General features: G+C 63.4%; 18 protein-coding genes and 1 tRNA gene. 7 read left to right on the forward strand and 12 right to left on the reverse strand.

The annotated features are described in order from the left end of the window. Window positions 1-173: 173 nt before the first annotated feature. From NZL82_RS14095 to NZL82_RS14110, 4 genes are read left to right on the forward strand one after another with little or no spacing between them, the layout of a single operon-like run. Window positions 174-875: an ImuA family protein gene (locus NZL82_RS14095; RefSeq protein ID WP_261270391.1), complete on the forward strand. Its 702-nt coding sequence runs from the start codon at window positions 174-176 to the stop codon at window positions 873-875. Then, window positions 793-2580: a DNA polymerase Y family protein gene (locus tag NZL82_RS14100; RefSeq protein ID WP_261270392.1), complete on the forward strand. Its 1788-nt coding sequence runs from the start codon at window positions 793-795 to the stop codon at window positions 2578-2580. The genes NZL82_RS14095 and NZL82_RS14100 overlap by 83 nt, the downstream gene beginning before the upstream one ends. Next, window positions 2580-5855, forward strand: a complete 3276-nt coding sequence (locus NZL82_RS14105; protein ID WP_261270393.1) for an error-prone DNA polymerase — start codon at window positions 2580-2582, stop codon at window positions 5853-5855. Before NZL82_RS14100 ends, NZL82_RS14105 begins: the two co-directional genes overlap by 1 nt. 6 nt (window positions 5856-5861) lie before the next feature. Beyond that, window positions 5862-6119: a hypothetical protein gene (locus NZL82_RS14110; RefSeq protein ID WP_058732891.1), complete on the forward strand. Its 258-nt coding sequence runs from the start codon at window positions 5862-5864 to the stop codon at window positions 6117-6119. A gap of 565 nt (window positions 6120-6684) precedes the next feature. Here the strand turns inward: NZL82_RS14110 and NZL82_RS14115 are convergent. From NZL82_RS14115 to NZL82_RS14145, 7 genes are all read right to left on the reverse strand, one after another. Further along, the gene (locus tag NZL82_RS14115; RefSeq protein WP_261270394.1) at window positions 6685-7710 is read right to left on the reverse strand and encodes an RES family NAD+ phosphorylase; all 1026 of its coding nucleotides are present in this window, start codon (window positions 7708-7710) and stop codon (window positions 6685-6687) included. Between the two features lie 109 nt (window positions 7711-7819). Next, on the reverse strand, window positions 7820-8857 hold the full coding sequence (locus tag NZL82_RS14120; protein ID WP_261270395.1) for a DUF4238 domain-containing protein: 1038 nt from the start codon (window positions 8855-8857) through the stop codon (window positions 7820-7822). Window positions 8858-8930: 73 nt separating this feature from the next. Beyond that, window positions 8931-9725, reverse strand: coding sequence for a hypothetical protein (locus NZL82_RS14125; RefSeq protein WP_261270396.1), 795 nt, complete (start codon window positions 9723-9725; stop codon window positions 8931-8933). A gap of 350 nt (window positions 9726-10075) precedes the next feature. Then, complete coding sequence (locus NZL82_RS14130) at window positions 10076-11050, reverse strand: hypothetical protein (protein WP_261270397.1); 975 nt, start codon at window positions 11048-11050, stop codon at window positions 10076-10078. Window positions 11051-11057: 7 nt separating this feature from the next. Continuing rightward, on the reverse strand, window positions 11058-11906 hold the full coding sequence (locus NZL82_RS14135) for a hypothetical protein (protein ID WP_261270398.1): 849 nt from the start codon (window positions 11904-11906) through the stop codon (window positions 11058-11060). Further along, a complete protein-coding gene (locus NZL82_RS14140) occupies window positions 11903-12529 on the reverse strand; it encodes a hypothetical protein (RefSeq protein ID WP_261270399.1) in 627 nt (208 codons plus the stop codon). The genes NZL82_RS14135 and NZL82_RS14140 overlap by 4 nt, the downstream gene beginning before the upstream one ends. A gap of 40 nt (window positions 12530-12569) precedes the next feature. Next, window positions 12570-12827 (reverse strand): hypothetical protein, encoded by a 258-nt coding sequence (locus NZL82_RS14145; RefSeq protein WP_261270400.1) that lies wholly within the window; start codon window positions 12825-12827, stop codon window positions 12570-12572. Between the two features lie 196 nt (window positions 12828-13023). Here NZL82_RS14145 and NZL82_RS14150 point away from each other — a divergent pair, with 196 nt between their 5' ends. After that, complete coding sequence (locus NZL82_RS14150; RefSeq protein WP_261270401.1) at window positions 13024-13488, forward strand: hypothetical protein; 465 nt, start codon at window positions 13024-13026, stop codon at window positions 13486-13488. Further along, window positions 13485-14390 (forward strand): DUF4868 domain-containing protein, encoded by a 906-nt coding sequence (locus tag NZL82_RS14155; RefSeq protein WP_261270402.1) that lies wholly within the window; start codon window positions 13485-13487, stop codon window positions 14388-14390. Before NZL82_RS14150 ends, NZL82_RS14155 begins: the two co-directional genes overlap by 4 nt. A gap of 319 nt (window positions 14391-14709) precedes the next feature. On the opposite strand, the gene NZL82_RS14160 is transcribed toward NZL82_RS14155, so the two are convergent. The 5 genes from NZL82_RS14160 to NZL82_RS14180 all read right to left on the reverse strand — a co-directional run bounded on the left by NZL82_RS14160 (window position 14710) and on the right by NZL82_RS14180 (window position 20831). Then, entirely contained in the window at window positions 14710-16929 is a 2220-nt protein-coding gene (locus tag NZL82_RS14160) for a relaxase/mobilization nuclease domain-containing protein (RefSeq protein ID WP_261270403.1), read from the reverse strand. Further along, window positions 16926-17294 carry a plasmid mobilization protein gene (locus tag NZL82_RS14165; RefSeq protein WP_261270404.1) on the reverse strand — a complete coding sequence of 123 codons (369 nt, stop codon included), beginning with the start codon at window positions 17292-17294 and terminating at the stop codon, window positions 16926-16928. The genes NZL82_RS14160 and NZL82_RS14165 overlap by 4 nt, the downstream gene beginning before the upstream one ends. Before the next feature lie 199 nt (window positions 17295-17493). After that, window positions 17494-19332, reverse strand: a complete 1839-nt coding sequence (locus tag NZL82_RS14170) for a hypothetical protein (RefSeq protein ID WP_261270405.1) — start codon at window positions 19330-19332, stop codon at window positions 17494-17496. A 262-nt stretch (window positions 19333-19594) separates the two neighbouring features. After that, a tRNA-Gln gene (locus NZL82_RS14175) sits at window positions 19595-19669 on the reverse strand. Between the two features lie 64 nt (window positions 19670-19733). Next, the gene (locus NZL82_RS14180) at window positions 19734-20831 is read right to left on the reverse strand and encodes a branched-chain amino acid aminotransferase (RefSeq protein WP_261270406.1); all 1098 of its coding nucleotides are present in this window, start codon (window positions 20829-20831) and stop codon (window positions 19734-19736) included. A 57-nt stretch (window positions 20832-20888) separates the two neighbouring features. Here NZL82_RS14180 and NZL82_RS14185 point away from each other — a divergent pair, with 57 nt between their 5' ends. Beyond that, entirely contained in the window at window positions 20889-21386 is a 498-nt protein-coding gene (locus NZL82_RS14185) for a helix-turn-helix domain-containing protein (RefSeq protein ID WP_261270407.1), read from the forward strand. Window positions 21387-21495: the final 109 nt, after the last annotated feature.

Consider the following 21495-nt stretch of genomic DNA (forward strand, 5'->3'; position numbering starts at 1 on the left):
CCGGGCAATGACCTCCATCCGCCCCATCTCCTGACCTCCTTCTGGACTCCAGAAGGAGACCACCACAGGTCAGGACATCAACGGCTACGCGACAGTCGGCAACACGCGGCTAACCGGACGGTTACGCCCCACCCCTCGAAACACTGGCACGCCTACGGGATGCCATAGGCGCTGTGCGCAGCGGTGAGGGTGCAGTCCTGCCTTTCGGCATCGAGGCGATAGACAAGCGATTGACGGGCGGCGGCCTTGCGCTCGGCGGTCTGCACGAGACGTCTTCGGCGACACCGACCCTTACCGACGATGCGGCTGCCACGCTGTTCGCGGTTGGGATTGCCGCGCGCGCGGCGGCGCAAAGCGGCCGCCGGGTGCTCTGGGCGCTCACCCGGTTCGACCTCTATGCGCCGGGTCTTGAACAGGCCGGACTCAGCCCTGCCACGCTGTTCTTCGCTGAGGTACGTGAGGACAAGGACGTTCTGGCCGTCATGGAGGATGGCTTGCGTCATGGCGGGCTTGCAGCGGTCGTCGGTGAGGTAAAGCGCGCCGACATGGTTGCGACCCGGCGACTGCAGCTGGCGGCGATGACGGGAAATACCCCTGCCCTGCTTTCGCGCCGCTGGCGCCGACAGGGCACCTGCCCACTGACCGAGCTGTCGGCGGCGATGACACGGTGGCGGATCGCCTGTGCACCGTCCACGCCGCTCCCCGCCCCCGGGGTCGGCCGCGCGCGGTGGATGGTCGAGCTGGCGCGCCAACGGGGTGGCCCGGGCTTCACAATGGACTTGGAGGCATGCGATGACACGGGTCGCCTCGCTCTACCTGCCGCATCTCGCGATCGAGCGACTGCGGCGGCTGGAGCGGCCGCGCGCGCTGCCTGAACCGAGGCATGCGCCTATGCTTCCGGTCGACGATGACCCTGGTGCCTGCTCGGTGCCACGGGGCGGCGGCTGGCGTCCCGGTGCGCGCTGGGCGCAGCAAGGCGCTGCGCGTGCAACGGTGGAGGAGCAGGTAGCGGCACTGCCGCTGCACCAGCGCCCACCGATGCGCGAACTGGGTCGCCGGTCCGAGGCGGCGGACCATCCGTTCAAACACTCCAGCGCACCGGGCCAGCACAAGGCAGTATCAGGGCCAGCACCCGCGTTGAACCTCGTGCCGATGGTATTGGCCGAGCAGATCGGACAGCGACAGGTCATCGCCGCCGCTTGCCCGGCGGCGATGACGCTCGGACTGACCCCGGGCATGGCGGTGACGCAGGCGCGGGCGCTGATCCCGGATCTCGACATCCGCCCCGCCGACCGGGCGGCAGATATGGCGTTGCTGGCGGATCTGGCGCTGCATGCCGTGCGTCATTGGACACCGACCGCCGCGGTCAGCGGATCGGACGGGCTGTGGCTGGACCTGAGCGGCGTCGCGCATCTGCACGGGGGCGAGACCCGCTTCTGCCAACGACTGGTCGGGTTCTACCGACGCTTCGGCCTGACCGCACGGGTCACGGTCGCCTCCACGCCGGGCGCAGCTCATGCGCTCGCCCGTTTCGGTCGCGATGCCATCCTGCTGGTTCCCGGCGGACAAGAGGCACAGGCGCTGGCTCCCTTACCTCCTGCCGCACTCCGCCTGACCCCGGAAGCAACAGCGGCGGCGAACCGGTTTGGGCTCGACCGGATCGCCGATCTCCTGCCGCTGCCGCGCGGGCCGCTAGCCCGGCGGCTAGGCATGGCGAGTGTCCGCCGCCTCGACGAGGCACTGGGGCGTGTCCCCGAACCGATCGTGCCGATCGTGCCCGAGGAGACGCCGGTCGCAAAACGCCGGCTGCTCGAGCCGATCGGCACCGCCGAGGCGATTGAGCAAGTGATCGCCGACCTGCTCGCCGACATGATGTTGCTGTTGCAGGCGCGCGGGCGCGGTGTGCGCACATTGGTGCTGCTGCTCGACCGGATCGACGGCAGCGAGCAGCGGCTCGCGATCGGCACCGCGCGCGCGACCCGCGATGTCGTGCATCTCGCCCGCCTCTTCCACCTGCGCATCGAGCGGATCGATCCGGGTGACGGGATCGAGACGATGCGCCTCGCCGCGACGCGGACCGATCCGCTGGGTGCTACCGCGATAGCGGGCGACCTGACCGGCGAGGCGGCGGTGCCCGACGTCGCGACGCTTGTCGACCAGATCGCCGGCCGGGTGGGCGAGGCGGCGCTGTTCACCGCCGCGCCAGTCGAGAGCGACGTGCCCGAACGCGCGGTACGCCGCGCGCCGCCGCTCGCCGCGCCGACTGGCTGGCCGACCTGGCGCCGGCCGGTACGGCTGCTCAGCCGGCCCGAGCCGCTGACCGGCGTGCTCGCCCTCCTCCCCGACGCACCGCCGCGCCGCTTCACCTGGCGCGGGCAGGTCCATGCGGTGGTGGCCGGAGATGGTCCCGAGCGCATCCACGGCGAATGGTGGCGGCGCGACGGCGAGGTCTGGGCGGTGCGCGACTATTTCCGGGTCGAGGACGATACGGGCGCGCGCTTCTGGCTGTTTCGCCGCGGCGACGGGGTCGAGCCTGCGACTGGCGATCTCAGCTGGTACATCCACGGGCTGTTCGGCTGATGGCGGCCCCCACCACGACCTATGTCGAGCTTCAGGTGACGAGCCATTTCTCGTTCTTGCGCGGCGCATCCAGCCCCGACGAACTCTTCGCCGCAGCCGCGCTGCAAGGGCACACCGCTCTCGGCATCGTCGACCGGGGCAGTGTCGCCGGGCTGGTGCGCGGGTGGGAGGCCCAGAAGGCCACGGCCGTGCGGATGATCGCGGGTGCGCGCGTCGATCTCAATGATGGGCGTGCCCTGCTACTCTATCCGACCGACAAACCAGCTTGGTCGCGGCTGACTCGGCTACTGACGTTGGGCAAGTCGCGTGCTGGCAAGGGCGGTTGCACGCTCGGCTGGAGCGATGTCGTTGCGTGGAACAAGGGGCTGATTGCGGTCCTGCTGCCAGGCGAGGCGGATGCGGCGACCGCGGCGTATCTAGACGAGCTGCGTACAACCTTCGGCGCGCGCGGTTATTGCGGCCTCGCCTTCCGCCGCCGGCCCGACGATGCACTGCGGCTGCACGATCTCGCCGCGCTCGCTGGCGAGGCGGGCGTCCGCGCGGTGGCGCTCGGCGACGTCCTTTACCATGCGCCCGAGGCGCGGCTGTTGCAGGACGTCGTCACCGCGATCCGCGAGAAATGCACCGTCGACACGCTCGGCTACCGGCGCGAACGCCATGCCGACCGGCACCTCAAATCCCCGGCCGAGATGGAGCGGCGCTTCGCCGCCTTCCCCGATGCCATTGCCGCCACCGCCGCGATCGCGCGCGCCTGCACCTTCGACCTCGGCGAACTCAGCTACCAATATCCGCACGAACGCGTTGTCGAGGGGCTGACCGCGCAAGGCGCGCTCGAACAGCTGACCGAGAAGGCGGCCGCACGGATGTTCCCCGACGGACTTCCGAAAGCCTATCGCGACCAGATCGCGCACGAGCTCAGGCTAATCTGCGAACTGGGTTACGCGCCCTACTTCCTCACCGTGAACAGCATCGTCGCAGAAAGCCGGCGGCGCGGCATCCTGTGTCAGGGGCGCGGATCGGCCGCCAATAGCTGCGTCTGCTTCGTGCTCGGCATCACCAGCATCGACCCGATCAAGCATGAGCTGCTCTTCGAGCGCTTCGTCTCCGGAGAACGCCGCGAACCGCCCGACATCGACGTCGATTTCGAGCATGAACGGCGCGAGGAGATCATCCAGTGGATCTATGACACCTATGGGCGCAACCATGCCGCGCTAACTGCGGTCGTCACCCGCTACCGCGCCCGCGGTGCGGTGCGGGAGGTCGGCAAGGCGCTCGGCCTGCCCGAGGATCTGACCAAGGCGCTTGCCGGCCTCATCTGGGGCTGGAGCCAGGAGGGCGTCGGCGAGAAACAGGTTACCCAGCTCGGCCTCAACATGGATGACCGGCGGCTGCGCCTGGCGCTGGAGCTGTCGCGCCAGCTGATCGGCGTACCGCGCCACCTGTCACAACATCCCGGCGGCTTCGTCCTCACCCATGACCGGCTTGATGATCTCGTCCCCATCGAGCCCGCCGCGATGGTCGACCGGCAGGTCATCGAATGGGATAAGGACGATATCGACGCGCTCAAATTCATGAAGGTCGACGTGCTCGGCCTCGGCATGCTCGGCTGCATGAACCGCGCCTTCAATATGCTCGAGGAAGCCAAGGGCATCCGGGTCGGCATGGCCGACCTCCAGGACGACGATCCGGACGTCTATGCGATGATCCAGAAGGCCGACACGCTCGGCACCTTCCAGATCGAGTCCAGAGCGCAGATGAGCATGCTGCCTCGGATGAAGCCCGCGCGTTTCTACGACTTGGTCATCGAGGTCGCGATCGTCCGCCCCGGCCCGATCCAGGGCGACATGGTCCACCCCTATCTGCGCCGGCGCGAGGGGCGTGAGAAGCCCGACTATCCACGCCCCGAATTGCGCGCGGTGCTGGAGAAGACGCTCGGCGTGCCGCTGTTCCAGGAACAGGCGATGAAGGTCGCGATCGTCGGTGCAGGCTTCACCGCGGTCGAGGCCGACCAACTCCGCCGCGCCATGGCGACCTTCAAGTTCACCGGCGGGGTCAGCCACTTCTACGACAAGCTGGTCGAGGGCATGGTATCGCGCGGCTACCCCCGCGACTTCGCTGAACGGACCTTCAAGCAGATCGAGGGCTTCGGCTCCTACGGTTTCCCCGAGAGCCACGCCGCCAGCTTCGCCAAGATCGCCTATGCCAGTTGCTGGATGAAGCATCATCATCCCGACGTGTTTTGCGCGGCACTGCTCAACGCCCAGCCAATGGGCTTCTACGCGCCCGCCCAGGTCGTACGCGACGCGCGCGAGCACGGCGTCGAGGTACGGCCGGCCTGCATCAACGCCAGCCGCTGGGACTGTACGCTGGAACCGACACGCGGCCGCTATCTCGCCGTGCGGCTCGGACTGCGCCAGGTGCGCGGCCTCGCCAATGCGCATGGTGCGGCGATCGTCGCGGCACGGGGGGACGCACCTTTCCAGTCGGTCGAGGAGGTGTGGCGGCGTGCGGGCGTGCCCCGTGCAGCGATCGAGCGACTGGCCGAAGCGGATGCCTTCCATGCGCTGGGCGAGGATCGCCGTCAGGGGTTATGGAAGGTGAAGGGCTTGGGCGAGGCCCCCCTCCCCCTGTTCGCCGCCGCCGATGCGCGGCAAGCCTCGTTCAGCCCGGAGGGGCTGGAGCCGGACGTCTCGCTCCGCCCGCTGACCGAGGGCCGAGAGGTAGTGGAGGATTACCGCGCGCTGCAATTGTCGCTGCGCGCCCATCCGCTCGCCTTCCTGCGGCAGGATCTTACCCGCCGCGGCATCGTCCGCTGCGCCGACCTTGCCCACATCAAGGACGGCCGCCACGTCGAGGTCGCCGGGATCATCCTCGTCCGCCAGAAGCCCGGCAGCGCCAAGGGCGTGCTGTTCATCACCATTGAGGACGAGACCGGCATCGCCAACGGCATTCTCTGGCCCGACCGGTTCGAGGCGCAGCGCCGCACCGTCATGTCCGCCGCAATGATCGGGATGAAGGGCCGGGTGCAGCGCGAGGGTCTGGTCATCCACGTCATCTGTGACCGGATCATCGACCATGGCGGGCTGCTCGCCCAGGTCGGACAGATGGACTTCCCCCATGCGACCGGCCGGGGAGACGGTGCGCGCCATGCCGGGTCGCCCGACCGGCGCGATGCGGGCTGGCGACCGGGCCCGCGCGACAGCTACTGGCCACCGCACGCCAATGGCCAGGACCCCGAACAGGTGGTGCGGATCAAGTCGCGCGACTTCCACTGATCGGCCATGTCGCGCCATCAGCGGATCATCATAGACTTGTCGCTCCACATCCTGCGCGCGGCCGCCGCGCGGTCGGGCAAGGGCAAGGTCGACACCATCGAGGTGCGGCTCGCGCTGCGCTGCCTGATCGCGCATTGCCCAGAGCGCTGGCCGCTCGACATGTTCTGGAACTCCGCCGGGACGGATCACGACATCGGCCGCGCACAGGGTTGCACCGCCGCCCTGAACGGTATCGTCCGGCAACTTAAAGTCGATCCGAGATAGCCAGCTGTCGCTGAGTCGGAGCTTCACCGCCGGCCGAAATAGTTCATATGCGCATCTTAGCTCAATCTGGGGGCGATTATCGACCCTGCGTCGCGAGATTGCCAAGATTTCGCGATCGAGCTTTACGTAATAGGTGAAGCACAACACGCTGCGGACGCCGTTGGCACTCCGCCTTGAAGACCAGGGGGCGACAGCGGGCACGCAGAACCCTCAGACCTGCCCGTGGAATCATTCCTGGTCACTCACGCAGCCCTTGCCGCTTCCCGAAAGAAGCCGATCGTTGATGTGCGAGGAGCGGCCTAAGTTGGGACTTTCCCCCACTCGCTCGCGACATGCTGAACGGCAGCTCGTGTCAGAAGCCGACGTTCAATGTTCACCCGCCCGGCATCGCGGAAAGACGAACCTCGGCCGGTTGCAGACTGGTAGGTTTCAGGCGGCCATGCGCGCACGCTCTGGCGGCACCTCTGCAAAATTTATGACGGGCCGACGATGGCGCTGCATCGCACCGAGCCACTGCCCGCCTGGCTGGTGCGGCGATTGCCAGTGAATGATCGGTGAGGGTGCCCTAGCTGCCGCGAGTTGGTATCGCGGTCGCGACGTCGGAGAAATCATAATGCAGCCGGTCGACCTGCTTCACCGCTGACGTGCTCTCATCATACTCGAATGCCCAGGGATCGAAAGCGCACAGATTGATGCCGTTGCCCACCGAACTGCGGTAAATGACGCCCTCGAAGCCGTGCCGAATGAGGACGTCGGCCAGGAGCTGTGTCGCGGCGTAGCGATGCCGTTCCTCCGGGATCACCGGCGCGCTCAGCAAAGAGTCGATGTGATAGATCAGCGCGAACAGGTCCAGGCGCGTGTCGGAAGACGAGAACGGGGCGATTGGGAGGTCGAACCGTGCCACACGCAGGTCCCTCGTGGTGCGAAACCCGCCCACCGATATTAGATGACTTGGATGCGGCCGGATTTCGGCAAGCGCGGTCTCGATCTCGGATGCGATATACAGGACGGAAACGCCTTGCCGGTTGGTTCGACCGGCGGAGGCTCGCGGCGGCGGCAGGGCGCTGATCTCCACACCCTTGTAGGGCGTCGCGACCCGGACGATCTCGCGGTCGCCAATATGGGTGGCCTGCTCCGTCACGCCGATGCGCCCGCGATACCAGAGAGAGCCCGCGGCTACGGTGGCAGCGATGTCGCCCTCGATCTTCCCGACGAGCGCCTCCATCGCCGGCTCTACCCTGTGGAAATTCTCCCGGTTGAGCCGCAACTCGATGTCACGCAGTTCGCTGTTGATCGTCTCGGGAATCGAAAATTGGATCAGCCGGCCGGCACGATCGTCGTTGCCGGCGTAAAGCCAGATGCCCTTGTCGGGGTCCGGATAAATCTCGCCTTCCCAGGTGATCCGGTGAATCAAGTCGTCATTATAGTCGGGTGACGTTGCGACCGCGATGATCGGGTTCTCCTGGTTGAGCAGGATGTCGTCGATCGAGGTGCCGCCCCAATGGCCGTTATAGTCCTCCTCATTGAAGTGGAGCCGGATCAGCGCGCGGATGAGATTGCGCAGCGGCTCAAATCGCGCGGGGTTGAACACGCCCTTGTCGGATGACGCGCAAGCGCCGCACACGCCCTCGGTTATGTCGCTCTCAACCAGCGCCTTCACCTCGGGATGCTTGGCGCAGGCCGCGCACAGGCTGACCTGCTCAGGCGCCCAAACCGGTTCGTCGCTCATTATCGTCATGCTTCCTGTTGGTCCTGTTTTGGCTTTCTGGCGCGGCGACGGGGCGATCGAGCATCGGCCCCTTGGCGGAATGCTCGCCCGCCGCTGTTTCGATATTAGGGGCGAGCCGGATCTGGCGCGAACCGAGATGCTTGGTCACCACGTCGATCGGGAATGGCGACCGGCAGAAGATCTCGCGCTCGGCATTCTGGATCATGGTCTTGTTGAATGCTCGGACCGAGGGCGGGCGCGCCCGAAAGACGCCGATGCGATCGGCGAAGGGTGCCCGATAGTTGCTCACGATGAGCAACGCCCGTTTGGGTGTGATCGGGCACATTGCCTCAGCGTCGCCAAAGCCAAGCACTGCCGGGATCACAGGTGTATCGCCGATGATGAATTCGGTCCCCTCAGGTGCATCGAAGAACACGAACCCGCAATGCTCGAGCCGCTCGGCATAGTCTTTCAAATGCCGATGGACGATATCGACATGCAGCAAGTCGGTCTGGAAGCGGGCTGCGTCCGGCGCGAGCCCCAGCACCGCTGCCACATTCTCTAGCATCTGACTCGACTTGAGCTCATCCTTGTAGCTGGGCACGCGCACGATCAGCGATGCGATATAGCGGGTGAGCGCCCGTCGATCGGCCGCCGAAAAGGCGACAGAATACGCCTTTCGATCGGCGAAGAAGCCGTCACGCTCGATCAGGCGCTTGTTCCGAGCCAGGACCGTCTGATCGAACCGGCTTTCCAGGGCCAGGTCCCGCCGCTTCTGGCCTCCCACCCGCGCCAGGACAGGGGCAACCGGTCCTTCGATTTCATTGGCGAAGAAGCGCTCGAGCGACGAGTCCTTTGTGCCATCAGGCAGACGGATCGAATTATAATGGCCAATCACAGCCGTGTTGATCGGCTGGGTCCGCCGAACTTCCCCTTTGCCGGTGATGGCCGTGACGCACCCTTCGCCGTCCACCCATAATTCGGAATGGCACATCGGAAGCCAATGATGTCGCTTCGGCAAGTCGGTCATGATCAAGAATTAAGCTCGGACACCCCGTCGGCAAGGGCCCGAGCCGTTGCCTTTGCATCTACCTCAGTTCATATCACCGGCGGCGCTCGCGTGCCCGCTGGCGCAGCCGTTTTACATAGGCTCCATCGACCAGATCATCAGGCCCCAGATGGAGCGCGCAATTCGCCAGCGAGGCAAGGGTCTCATCGCTGAGCCTGAAATTCCTCGGAAGATGACCGGGATTGGCGTCTCCATTTTCCCGGATCAGCTGGAAAAACGCCTTGAAAAAGTCGGCACGCGATCCGCGCGATCCCGTCGTTGCCGCCCGGGTCAGCGTGTCCGTCGCCTTCGTGTCCGCGTCACCCGCGTCTTGGCCGATCACCCGAACAACCTCGGCAAGACTCGGCCAATATTTGAGATCATATTGCGACTTCAACGGTTTTAACTCGTCCCGCAGGTGGAACCGGTAGAAGCCGTTGTCGCTCGAAGCCGCATCGATCACTTCTGCGATGTGATAATGGGTGTCGCTGGCAAAGCCCGAGCTATTGCCGATCTCCGAGCGCTCCTCGAGCAGACCGGCAAGGTCCATTGCCAGCTCCGCAATCTCGTGATTGACCTTCTGGAGTCTGACACGCGCGTCACGCGCATCCGCAACCTTCTGCGGGTTCCAGAACGCTGCCACGTTAGTGACGATGCCCAGGATCGTCGCGATCCCATGTTCCCGGTCGTGCAGCTTCTCGTAGATCTCGGCATAGGCCGAAACTAGCTCGACACGCCGGGCCAGCAAGCGGTCGATGATCTTGTTTTCGCTGGGCAGGATTGCATTCTCGACATTGTATGCCTTGTCGGCGCGCAGGGCATCCTCACAAACCTGGGTCGGGTCGGGCATCAGAAGTGGCGCCATTTTTAGTCCTATAGTGGTTGATGGCGCATCCTACCGCCGAAGGGAACATGTTGTCGGAACCTGAAACGCATTTAGTTCGACTGCGCTCAGGTACTTGGCGCAGATATCCGCGCTAGTCGCGGACAACCGAAGGGCTGACCGCGGCCCCTGGAGCCGTTTGCCTTCGCCTACGCGCACCTTCGTTCAGCCACACACGGAGGCTCCTCCTCACGGGCGCACTCGCCTGCACCGGGTGTGCGGGCGGCTGGCCCCCATGGCCCGGGCGCATGCCGCCCGCCCGGGCGTCGCCGGCCAAGGGCGCTTCCTGTGTCGCGGCGTTATCGCGCCGCGCTCGATCAGGCGGACAGCATCGCCCTGAGTTTGAACAGCCGCTCCTCCACGTCCAGCCAGGAGCGCCCCGGGACGCGCGGGCCGCTCAGGAATTCTTCGAGCAACGCGATCTCGCGATCATGATCATGGTGCGCACGGCAGAGCTTGGCCGCGACCATCCAGTCCCACGGCGCACGGCTGCGGCGCGCCTTCATCAGGATCGGCGCGAGTTCCTCCTCTGGCACCTTCCCAGTCTTGCGGGCGCGTGCCTTAAGCACGGATAGACGCGGGGCCTTGCGCTCGCCGGCAAGAATCGCGCCCGCCTCGGCGCGGCGCTTCACGACGGTATGATTGGGGGATACCCAAGAGGGATAACGCTCGAAATAGGCGTCGACCGCTTCAGCGATCTCGGCGTACCTCCCGAGCTTTCGGAGTACCAGCGTGAGGCGGTCAAGCGCGGCTATGTCGCCATGCGCCGGATGGCCGATCTCGTTGCGCAGCTCCGCGACCAGCCCGGTCTCATAAGTGATCGCGCAATATTGATGCATCTGCTCGATCGCTTGCCGGTAGCGCGCGATCGCAGCTTCGGGGTCGCTCGTCTCGAGCGGACGGGTAGCGGAAATGAAGCTGGTGTTTGCGTCGCGCAGTTTATGGAAACGGTCGAGCGCGGCATAGTCGAACTGGCGGCCCGGGTTGATCCAGTTGGTGAGGGTCTTACCATGCTCCGCGATCAGCGCCTCTTCCAGGTCGAGCGCGTCTTCCTCATCTAGATCCTCGGCCAGGATCACAATCTCATAGGCACTGTCGCAGCGCGTGCGCACGAACCAGTGCCAATGCGCATCGCGGTCGATCGACCAAGCGCGCGTGCCGGTCCCCTTGCCGATGTAGAAGGGAACCCGCCCGGGCCCGAGATGCGCATAGACATAGCATCGCTTTGGCGTACGACGCTCGCCGGTCACCTTGAGGGGTGGAAACTCCACCGCCTGGAACAGCTCGCTCATAGGCGCCTCATGCCTCAGCGCGTGCCGCGCCGGCGATCTCCCGCGCGAGACTCTGGAGGAATCGGGTCCCGGGCCCAAGCGCGAAATCACTATCCTCTGGCATCTCCTGCGCGCGGTGAAGCCCGACGAGCATCGCCAGAAGCGGCCAGTCGATCAGCGGCCCCCGGAACGCCAGCCTCGCCCAGCTTCTCTGATTGGACTGCAGCATCCCGATATACGTCTCATATTCGAGGAAGCGGCCAATCAGCACGATTGGAACCAGGTTTGGCGCCTGCTCAGCCCCCTTGACCGCCTGACCGAACAGCGAATAACGGGTGAAGGGGTCGCGAACGCCGAAGCGAAAAGCCTGCGTGAACCCGTCGTCGGGAAGCCGCCCGATCTTCGTGCGGAGCTGAAGCGAGGCATAGGCGGCCGGTATCGCGAGATCGGCCAGCCGGCGCCGCTCGACCAAGGTGTGCTGGCCAAGCGACACGAGCAGATGCCCCTGACCTTCATAAGCCGCTATGACCAGCCCTTCGCCCCTTATCTGAACCGCAACGGTGCCGGCGATCGCACCCAACGTGGCCGTGAAGATGCGCTGCATCATCGTCAGCCTTGCCTGAGGCTCGAACAGCGCGCCGGCAATTGCAAGACCGGCCGATATGCGGCCCGTCGCGAAGGCGAGGGCTGCGGCATCGCCGCGTTTATAAGGCATGTCCGTCGGGTCTGGGGACCCCTCGACATCGCGACGCGGGCGACGCGGCCGTTCGGCGAGCAACCTGCGGATCGCAGCACCAGACGATGGAAGATTGGCGCTGAACGCCAGCGCCGCGTCAATACGGTCCTCGCCCCATGCCTCAGTGCCGGCGAGCCTCATAGCGCAGCGATCACATTCGAGATGGCATTGGGTCCGACAAACTCGGGGTTGTCAAGTACTGACCCGCCGCCGGTCCAGCTGGCGGCAATCGGATTGCCGAGCGCGTCCACCTTGAAAACGCATTCGACCTGACGACGCGGCACATAGAGCTTGGCGGCGATCTCGCCCTCGTGATGGTAATAATGGAAGTGCGAGAACAGGCGGAGGTTGCGCACTTCCTCGGCCAGGCCGGGAAGATCCGAGGCTTCCTGCGGCGAGGTCACCACCCAAAGGCTGAAGACGTAGCCCGAGGTCGTACCCCAGGTTGTGGCGAACTCCGCTGCGGTCGCGAGCGCCGGGAACGGCACCGGCGGAACGCCCGGACCCTGATATTCCATGCACCCTGCGCCGAGCGAGATATAGGGAGTGAAGTCTTTTACCGCGTCATAATCGTTGACGTGGTCATCGAGCGCGAAGGCCGACAAGGCAGTTTGTTGCGGGCCCTGCACCGACGCGAGCGAGAGACCGCTATGCGCGGTGATCCATTTGCTCATCAGTCCAGTTTCCATGACGACGCGCTCGGCCATGGCATCGTCGAAGTCCGCGGACTCCGCGATCCCCTTGTAGCACCAGTTGATCAGCACAGTCTGCCTCCCCGGGAGCGACGTTGGCATCAGAGTGATATCACCGCCGCGATAACGCAATGGCCGCTTCCTTGACGAGAGGCATGATACCTGAACGGCCGATTATAGGGCGCAATGCCGACCGGCCGGTATGGGCGACCGGAATGGCGGGTTTCAGCAGAAAGCCGACGCTCACATCAACGACGCTGAATGTCTTGAGCTGGTCGACTGCTGCCGAAAGCGGGATCGATGTTTTTAAGGACTTCGCCGCCGTTCCCCTGCACCTTGACGATCGGCGGGTCTCGGCAAAAAGAGACATCCGACGGTGGCCTCTCCGGCTCGCGCAACACTGTCTGCAATCGTGACTGGCGTTGGTTCAAATTTAGGTGCAAACTCGGCCATGAGGAACACATATGACAGCAGCAAGTGATAGCCTATTGTTCGTAAGATTCATCCTAGTCTGGTCAAGCCTCAGCCCTGTTTTCGTACTTTGGGCTATTCGCGGGACCAAGGCCGTGGACGAAACGTACTTTACGCTCGCTTGCCTAGTGCTGTTTCTAGCTCCCACTCTTGCTCTTTGGGCATTTTGGTCTCGCAGTGTAGCAAAGAACACAGTGAGAACATTGAGGGTGGTGAAAGCAGAGGATCCGAAGGATCATATTCTTACCTATCTCTTCGCAATGCTTATCCCTCTTTTTCAATCTAACGTTGACGATAAGCGCCAGCTATCGGTAGCTATCGTAGCGTTTATTATGGTCATGTTTCTTTTTTGGCATATGCGACTTCACTACATGAATTTCGTATTTGCGCTCTTCGGCTACAGTATATTTACAGTCAAGGCAGATGCGGGGGCGGATACGCTCGGACCCAAGCCCACCGACACCTGGGTTATCATCTCACGGCGCAGCGCAATCTCAGATGGAGAGATGCTGACCGGCTATCGTCTCGGTGGACTCGTTTTGGCGGACAAGGCTAAATGATCAACGACGAATTCAATACTGGCGATATCGCATCTGTCGACTTCTGCGCCACTCTGAAGCACGGTGAGCGATTCTTTATTCCGACGGATGGCGGGGTACAAGATGCTCTGAAAACGATCCTTGGCGACACGGTTAGCGGCTTTGACGCGATTGAGGGCGACTGGGAGCTTCACGATATCTCAGAAGACTATGGCGAGAGGCGTCGCGTGTATGCCCCACGAAATTTGCCACTGTTTGAGACTATGTCAGAAATCTATGACAGCGGCGCTCTGCCGGAATTACCTGACCTACAAAACCACCTAGCCGAACTCGATTATTACTTCGCAAAATTTGTGGATAGCGAAGGCCGGACCATGGTCGGGGTTAAGAAGGCCAGGACTGCAAAAGCCACCCTAGGGGCTCAAAACAAACTAGTTCGCCTGATAGACAATACGCTCGTACTCATCGAGGAGCGCGTGCTTCGATTAGATCGGCAATTCGACGTTCTTATTTCTGCCGACAACGTATTTATTCTAGAGCCGCGAGCAACAGAGCAAGTTGCTAAAATTGTTGAGCGCGTTGCCGCGTCGGCCGCCGCAAAAGTCCAAGAAATACATGATGCCGTACCGTTCCTCGACCTATCTCGGATAAAAGTCAAAATCGCTCGGCATCCGAAGCTGGCGCGAATCGCACATTCAATCGCCAGCAATCCCAATCTTCATGACATTCAGCGCGCCGTGATCGAAGACCTCGCAGCAGCTCAGGGTATTCGCTTCAAGGAGTTAAACGGGAGACTTCTCTGCAATGTTGCGGATGAAACCAAGCTAATGGAAGTTCTCGATGCGCGCCGCTATCACCTCGATCTTACCGCGACTGGTGCAATACCATACCGTGCTACAGCTCGGCAGGTCGTTCGTACTTAGCGAGGTCGCAGCGGATGGGCATTTAACTTTCTGGATTGGGCTGATCCATTCTCAGTTTTAGGCCGGGGATGACGATGCTGGCACTGCCAATATTAAGACGCACTGTCGACTGGCAGTTTCAAGCATTCTGAACGGCAGCTTCCATCAGGACCGGACATTCACCGAACCATCCATGAATGACCGGCTCTGGTCGCCAGTTGCCCTTTCCTCAGATGAGGTCGAATGCCGGAAACCGCCCTCGGGCATGCCGCGATAATCGTAAACGCTCGCCGCTAAGGGATGTCCATATACGCAGCTATGGATAATGACCGCATAGCCATTATCGCTCTTTACCTCTCGTTCCCCGCTCAGGTAGCTCTTCGCCTAAATTATCCTTGGCTTTACTTAGCCTTGCCGATGCCAGCACGTCCTTGTGGGAATGGGTTGGGTCGACATCATTGCCGGCAGACACCATGCGCCCGAGCTCAAGAACGCTTTGCTTTTTAACTTGGCTGGATTCGGTCATCGGCGCTTCAGACTCCAGGCGATGAGCATTCATTTCAGCAAATCGCTTCTGCGTCTCTGAATTTTGGCTTGGGGCAGACAGCGCTCGGCACTCAGCTAGGGTTAAGCCCTCGGTGCTGATCGACCATCGCCCGGCCTCGTCGCAGAACGGCAGACGCCCCATTTCGCCCAATTTTGCGAAAGCCCGGTTCCACGGCTGCCTGAGAGCTTGCTGTTCGCCAGCAAGAGCCAGCGCCCGTGCGCGCGATAGATCACTCACGGATTCGGATTGAGGCGCGGAAGCAGGATCAATTTGACTGCCTGCCACCTCTAACGCCGCCGGATTGACTGAAACATTTGCTGGCGACGAATTACTTGCTGTATTCGATTGCAAACTTGCCGAAATAGCCGATTGACCAAGACCGTCGATTTCTCGTGATCCGTTCTCCCCCGTTTGCGCATCTAAATTTCGGACGACGGTTGATGGTTTCGGCCCCTGAGATGCAGCTTCCGGCTGAAGCTCTCGCCACTTGGCCGCCAAATCCGCATCCGCCAGCACATGTCCTAATCCATGTCGCTGGGCGATATCGAACGTGCGCTCTCGAAACTGCTTGTTGCCGTTGACCGTTACCTTGCCGTCGAACTTCACTGCAGCCAGCCGCAGGGCGGCCAGCATGGCCTCGTCATCCTGTATAACAATCGCGATCTTCGGGCCACGATCAATAAATGCCGTCGGCTCCTCGGGACCTCGCGCGTAGCGCGTGCCGTCTGAGCAGGGATAACCATGATAGCCATCGATTGAAGTTGGCAAATCAGGCATGTCTTGGGCGACGCCGCTGAAGTGCGGTACCTCTTCCACGTCAAAGCGGTGTCGCCAACGCTTTGCAAAAGCACCTTCTCGGCGCGCGTAATACCAACTCTCCAGGTTTGGCGGCGGTCGCGTCAACGGTGGCTGAACTTGTCCTACCGCAGGTCGCGCCTGTTCGCCTTCTTCCCGTGTAGGGCCGGCCAGCAAGGAACGCTGCTCGCGACGTATTTGCTGCTGCTGCCGCCAGCGCTCGCATTCTGCACGATACTCGTCCGCACGGAACGCCTCGGCCAGTCGATCAATATTGGGATTACGCGATACGTCACGAATCGTCTCACTGCGTGGCTCGAATGGGCCGAGACGTTTCTCTACCTGGGTCCGGGTGATCGCTCGATCGATGCTGGACGCTTTCACGCATTCGTCATCGACCGTGAGGGTCACCCCATTGGTACCGACGATGTCGTAGCGAATACCGACCTCCGCCAACGTGGCATGCAGGTCGTTCCACGACCGCGCAGCCTTGATACGTGGTACCGCGTCCTCCTGCACAATCCGCTGTGCGGAGCGATAGCCGGTCCGGTTCTCAAACGACGTTGCCTTCGGACAAAGCGGCTTGCACCCCGCCTTCTGTCTTGCTGCGGCATCGGCCGCCATAACCAGGCTGCCGTTCACGACGTCATAGCGCGCGTCGGCCTCCGCCTGCCATCCGAACCGATCGACAATCAAAGCGATCGCCTGATGCGCCGCTTCACGGGTGAAGCCGCCGTTGATCTCAATCATCCGCTCCGACAGCGGATCGTATCGATTGAGCGCCAGATGGACGTGCCGATTATCGGTGTCGCCGTGGCAGGCATAGATGCACGGCTGGTTATCGACGCCGAGGTGCTCGAGGAACATCGTCACTGTCTCGTCGATCTCTGCAGGCGTCGGAAGTTCGCCCTCGCGCCAGCTGAGCAGCCAGTGATCGATCGGATTGGGACTGCGGCTTGCCATCTGAGCGATGGCGATCATCTCAGCGCGTTGCCCGGCGATATCCGTGCTGACGAAGTTGCGCGCACCGATATGGAAAAGGCGCTCTCCTTTCGTATCGCCAAGCCCCTCGCGAAGCATGTAGGCGACCTGATAATCCTTCTCAGCGCTCTGCTTTTCAGGCTGTCGAAGATAGTCGACGAGATTGCGGGCGTGCCTCGCCCGCTCGATGGTCGCGTTGCGTCCGGCAGGCCGTGCCGGAATATGCTTCACGATCACGGCGCGAGCGCCCCGTCGCTAGCGTCGTCCAGATCGACGGTCAGGCCCCCGATCGCTGCGCATATGTCACCAAGCGTGTCGGCGACGATATCGGCATCGATGTCTGTCTTTTTGGCCAGATCCCGAATACGTCGCCCGAGCACGTGCAGAACGGCTATTTCTCGAAGCGCGTCTCGATCGCGCAAGCCGCCTTCAAAAAGGCGTTTGCGGACGTATTTCGATATGCCGACTTCACCTGCCTCTTGAACGAGCAGCCGCTTCTCCTCGGCCGTGACGCGGATGTTGATGCTCTCACCAGTTTTCGCGCGCGGGGCGCGCTTCCCGCGTGGCTTACGGCTTGGCCGGTCGGTCGCGACCTTGCTCACTTCTCTGCCCCTGCGACAAGCCGTCGGCGCGGAGCGGGTCCGCCCCGGCGGACCGTGGTGTTGTACACCACCCATCCTGCTACTCTGTTTCCTCGCTCGACATTGCGGAGGCGAGAGCCGGAGCGCATCCTCTTCTCCTTATTGGTGCGCACCCCTGTTCTTATTTTCTGTTCAGCCCGCCGGGGCTGCCCGGAGCGCGTCATGCGCGGTCCCCTTTGGCGCGCGTCGGGCGCGCCTGCCGCATGTTTGGCGGTAAAAGGCGGATGGTCCGCTGGTCGGGCAGATGACCGCTCACGACCGGGATCTTCGCCACCGTCGCCTTGAGCTTCTCGAGCGAAGCCCGTCCTGGATAGCGCGTCATACCCTCGCCACCGGTCCCCTTGTGGCCGAGCAGGTCGTTGCGGAACTCGATGAAGACCTCCTGGTCCTTCAGCTCGTCCGAGACGGTGTGGCGGGCGGAGTGCATCGCCTGGCCGCGCTTCCGATCGGGCACGCTCGGCGCGATATAGATCCACCACAGCTTGTAGAAGACGTCGCCCAGCTTCCGCTTGGTATCGCCGCCGGGCACGAACTCGGGGAACAGCAGCGTCTCGCCGGCCGCGCGCATCGCCTCGACATAGCGGAGGAAGCCGAGCCGGATCAGCTCGTCGGCAACGACGATCACGCGCCGGGCGGACTTGTTCTTGATCCGCCCCGTGATGGTGGGGCGGATCAGAAGATAGTCGATGCCATGCCGCTCCTCGACATCGTCAAGCATCAGCTTCGCCAGTTCCTCGCGCCGCGCGCCAGTGTACCAGACGAGCAGCAGCAGATAGAACAGGCCATCGTGGATGACCTTGGGGCCGGGCTTCAGTCGCTCCTCGACGCCGACGCAGCCCGTCCATGGCGGCAGGCGGAAGATCGCCTCGCCTTGTTCCCGGGTGTAGCGCAGCCGTGCTTCACGCTCATCCTTATCGATCGGGGCCGTGAACTCGCCGAAGTCGATCGGCTCGGCGATGACCACCGCCTTGCGCGTGAAGCTGTGGATCTGGCCAAGCTTGTTGAAATGCTTGTTGGCGGTGCCGGTGGACAAGCCGATCTGGTCTATCGGCACGTCGCCATTCACGACTCGATCGGCGAACGCGGCCGCCGCCTGCTCCAGGCTTTGCCCGAGATCGTGGTCTCCAGCCGCCTTGCCATAGTTGACGGAGAGCCGGTCGAACCATTTGTCGAGCTTGACGATGTCCGCCTTGGTGACCCGCCACATCGGCGTGCCGGGCGACAACGACTTCTGCAGCAGCACGGCGGCCCAGCGGATCTGGCGCAGCGTCTGTTCCCCGACGCTATCCTTCTCCCGCTTGCCGCCCTTGCGATGCTCCAGCAGGCGGGGCGTCGTGGCGATCATCCGCTCTGCTGCCTCGACCGGGGTGCAATGCAGCCAATCCTCTGGCACCGCCGGAGCCCCACCGACGGGTGAAGGATGAACGCCAGCGACCGGCGAAGGCGACGGCTGCGGCGGTGCAGGCATGGCCGAATTGCCAGGCGCCACCGTCCCGGGCGTGGCCGCACTTCGAAGTTGCGCCTCTGCGGCGGCATAGACGTCGCGGTAGGCCGGGTAGAGGGCGAGCTCCAGCATCCAGCGCAGCCGGTCATCGACTGCGAAACCCGCAGCGGCGAGATGGCGATCGATCTCGTCTGGCCGGATCAGACTAACACCGCGCTCCTCGCGCATCGCAATGATTGAGCGCAGATCGGCGATCCGCTGCGCGCGCCAGCCCTCCGCCTCCAATTTGCGCTCTTCGCCCGGCAGGAAGGACATATGGCCCCCCTGGTTCTTCAGGCGCTCGAAATAATCGATGAAGGCCAGATTGGCGACCGAGTGGTTCTCGACATCGTACGGCGTCGATCGCTGCAGGGTGCACACCTCGGCCAGCCGCTCCTCGTACATCGCCTTAGCGATCGCCTGCAGCTCCTGCTCAGTGATATCGGTCTTCTGCTTAGCCCGCCTGTCGAGCATCTCCAGCACCCTCGGCGTCACCGCCGTGAGCGCCGCCCCCATGTTGCGCGCTGCCTTCCGGTCGGTGGTCCGCAGCGACAGCCGAACATCTAGGGTGCCATTATCCAATAAACGGTGAATTCGGCGCCACCAGAAAATGTGCCCGCGCCGGTAAACGTGTTGAAGACAGTCCAAAACCGCGGCCTTCCCGGCCAGCGCATTGGCACAATCCGATGCACAATTGTGCAGGTGCCAACGGCCGACCCTGATAGTCAGCCAGCGCCTTCAAACACTTAGCAGCCAATTGGCTGGGATTTCAGACAGATGGCTGGGGCGGCAGGATTCGAACCTGCGTATGACGGTACCAAAAACCGTTGCCTTACCGCTTGGCGACGCCCCAGTGGAGAGGCGCGCCTTATACCGGGCGCGCCGCTCTTGAAAAGCCCCTATTGCGGGGAAAATCGTTAGCCCAGGCGGCGCATCCAGCCGTGCGGATCCGGGGCCTGGCCGCGCTGGATCGAGACCAGCTGGTCGCGCAGGCGGGTGGTCAGCTGGCCGGGGCCGCCGCTCCCGATGGTGAAGCGGCCGGCAGGCTCGGCGACGCTGCCGATCGGGGTGACGACCGCCGCGGTTCCGCAGGCAAAGGCCTCCACCAAGCGACCGCTGGCGGCATCCGCACGCCACTGGTCGATGGCATAGGGCTCCTCGCGCACGGTCAGGCCCTGCGCGCGCGCGATGGTCAGGATCGAATCGCGCGTGATGCCCGGCAGGATCGTGCCGGTCAGCGGCGGGGTCACGAGGCTGCCGTCGTCGAACACGAAGAAGACGTTCATGCCGCCCAGTTCCTCGACCCAGCGGCGCTCGACCGCGTCGAGGAAGACGACCTGATCACACCCGTTGGCGATCGCTTCCTTCTGAGCGAGCAGGCTGGCGGCATAATTGCCGCCGCATTTGGCCGCACCCGTGCCGCCGGGAGCCGCGCGGGTATAGCCTTGGCTGACCCAGATCGACACGGCGGGCGCGCCGCCCTTGAAATAGGCGCCCACCGACGAGGCGATGACCATGTAGAGATATTCGGACGAGGGCTTCACGCCCAGGAAGACCTCGCTCGCGAACATGAACGGACGCAGATAGAGCGCACCGCCATCCTGCTCGGGAATCCAGTTGCGCTCCACCTCGACCAATCGTTCGACCGATTCGAGGAACAGCTCTTCCGGCAGCTCGGGCATGGCCATACGCCGCGCCGAATCCTGGAAACGCCGGGCGTTCGCCTCGGGCCGGAACAGGGCGGTGCCGCCATCGGCCAGCCGATAGGCCTTCATCCCCTCAAATATCTCCTGCGCATAGTGCAGGACCGAGGCCGCCGGATCGACGCTGAGCGGCGCGCGTGCGGTAATTTGCGCATCGTGCCAGCCCTTCTCGTCGCTGTAGCGGATCAGCGCCATGTGATCGGTGAAGACCCGTCCGAAGCCCGGATCGACCAGACGCGCCGTCCGCTCGCTCGCCGCGACCGGGGTCGCACAAGGATCGAACCGAAACGTAAGGGATTGTGGCGCTTCCATGGTCAACTCTCTGTTTTGGGTTGCCGTGGCCTAGGCCCTGTGTCTAGACGGGTCAACATGGCTGCCTCGAACCAGTCCGCATCGGCACAATTTCTCCGCGAACCTGAACTGCGCAGGGGGATGGAATTGCTGTATTTCGGCAATAGTCACCTCGTGCGATCGATCGATCGCGGTCTCGCCGCGCAAGGGTTGGGCCGCGCCCATCACCGTGCGCTCTACTTCATGGCCCGCAAGCCCGACATGACGGTCAGCGAGTTGCTATCGCTCCTGGCGATCACCAAACAGTCGCTTGGCCGCGTGCTCAACGAGCTGGCGACCCGCGATTTGGTCGAGACCCGGCCGGGCGACCGCGACCGGCGGCAGCGACTGTTGCGCCTGACCCCGGCGGGCGCAAAGATGGAAGCCGAGCTCTTCGACGCGCTGCGCGAGAAGTTGTCCAAGGCCTATGCCCGTGCGGGGCAGCAGGCGGTGACGGGGTTCTGGACCGTGCTGGAAGGGTTCATCCCCGAGCAGGAACGTGCCCGGATCGAGGATTTGCGCGTCAATGACGGGTGATTTTCACCGATAGCGAAGGGTTGAACGGTCCTCGTGCCCTTCTTCCCCGAGCAGAGAAGGAATGGCGCGAGGCCCGACCGGTCCCGGGAACGGGGCAATCCGTCTTCGC

The sequence above is a fragment of the Sphingomonas sp. LC-1 genome (genome assembly GCF_025371035.1).
In the GTDB taxonomy this organism is placed as follows: Bacteria; Pseudomonadota; Alphaproteobacteria; order Sphingomonadales; family Sphingomonadaceae; genus Sphingomonas; species Sphingomonas sanguinis_E.

Coding starts and splice junctions, on each gene's coding strand:
- NZL82_RS14185 (WP_261270407.1), top strand. CDS start 20,889: ATGGCTGCCTCGAACCAGTCCGCATCGGCACAATTTCTCCGCGAACCT.
- NZL82_RS14125 (WP_261270396.1), bottom strand. CDS start 9,725: ATGCCCGACCCGACCCAGGTTTGTGAGGATGCCCTGCGCGCCGACAAG.
- NZL82_RS14100 (WP_261270392.1), top strand. CDS start 793: ATGACACGGGTCGCCTCGCTCTACCTGCCGCATCTCGCGATCGAGCGA.
- NZL82_RS14155 (WP_261270402.1), top strand. CDS start 13,485: ATGATCAACGACGAATTCAATACTGGCGATATCGCATCTGTCGACTTC.
- NZL82_RS14170 (WP_261270405.1), bottom strand. CDS start 19,332: ATGGGGGCGGCGCTCACGGCGGTGACGCCGAGGGTGCTGGAGATGCTC.
- NZL82_RS14180 (WP_261270406.1), bottom strand. CDS start 20,831: ATGGAAGCGCCACAATCCCTTACGTTTCGGTTCGATCCTTGTGCGACC.
- NZL82_RS14130 (WP_261270397.1), bottom strand. CDS start 11,050: ATGAGCGAGCTGTTCCAGGCGGTGGAGTTTCCACCCCTCAAGGTGACC.
- NZL82_RS14105 (WP_261270393.1), top strand. CDS start 2,580: ATGGCGGCCCCCACCACGACCTATGTCGAGCTTCAGGTGACGAGCCAT.
- NZL82_RS14135 (WP_261270398.1), bottom strand. CDS start 11,906: ATGAGGCTCGCCGGCACTGAGGCATGGGGCGAGGACCGTATTGACGCG.
- NZL82_RS14110 (WP_058732891.1), top strand. CDS start 5,862: ATGTCGCGCCATCAGCGGATCATCATAGACTTGTCGCTCCACATCCTG.
- NZL82_RS14120 (WP_261270395.1), bottom strand. CDS start 8,857: ATGACCGACTTGCCGAAGCGACATCATTGGCTTCCGATGTGCCATTCC.
- NZL82_RS14145 (WP_261270400.1), bottom strand. CDS start 12,827: ATGTCTCTTTTTGCCGAGACCCGCCGATCGTCAAGGTGCAGGGGAACG.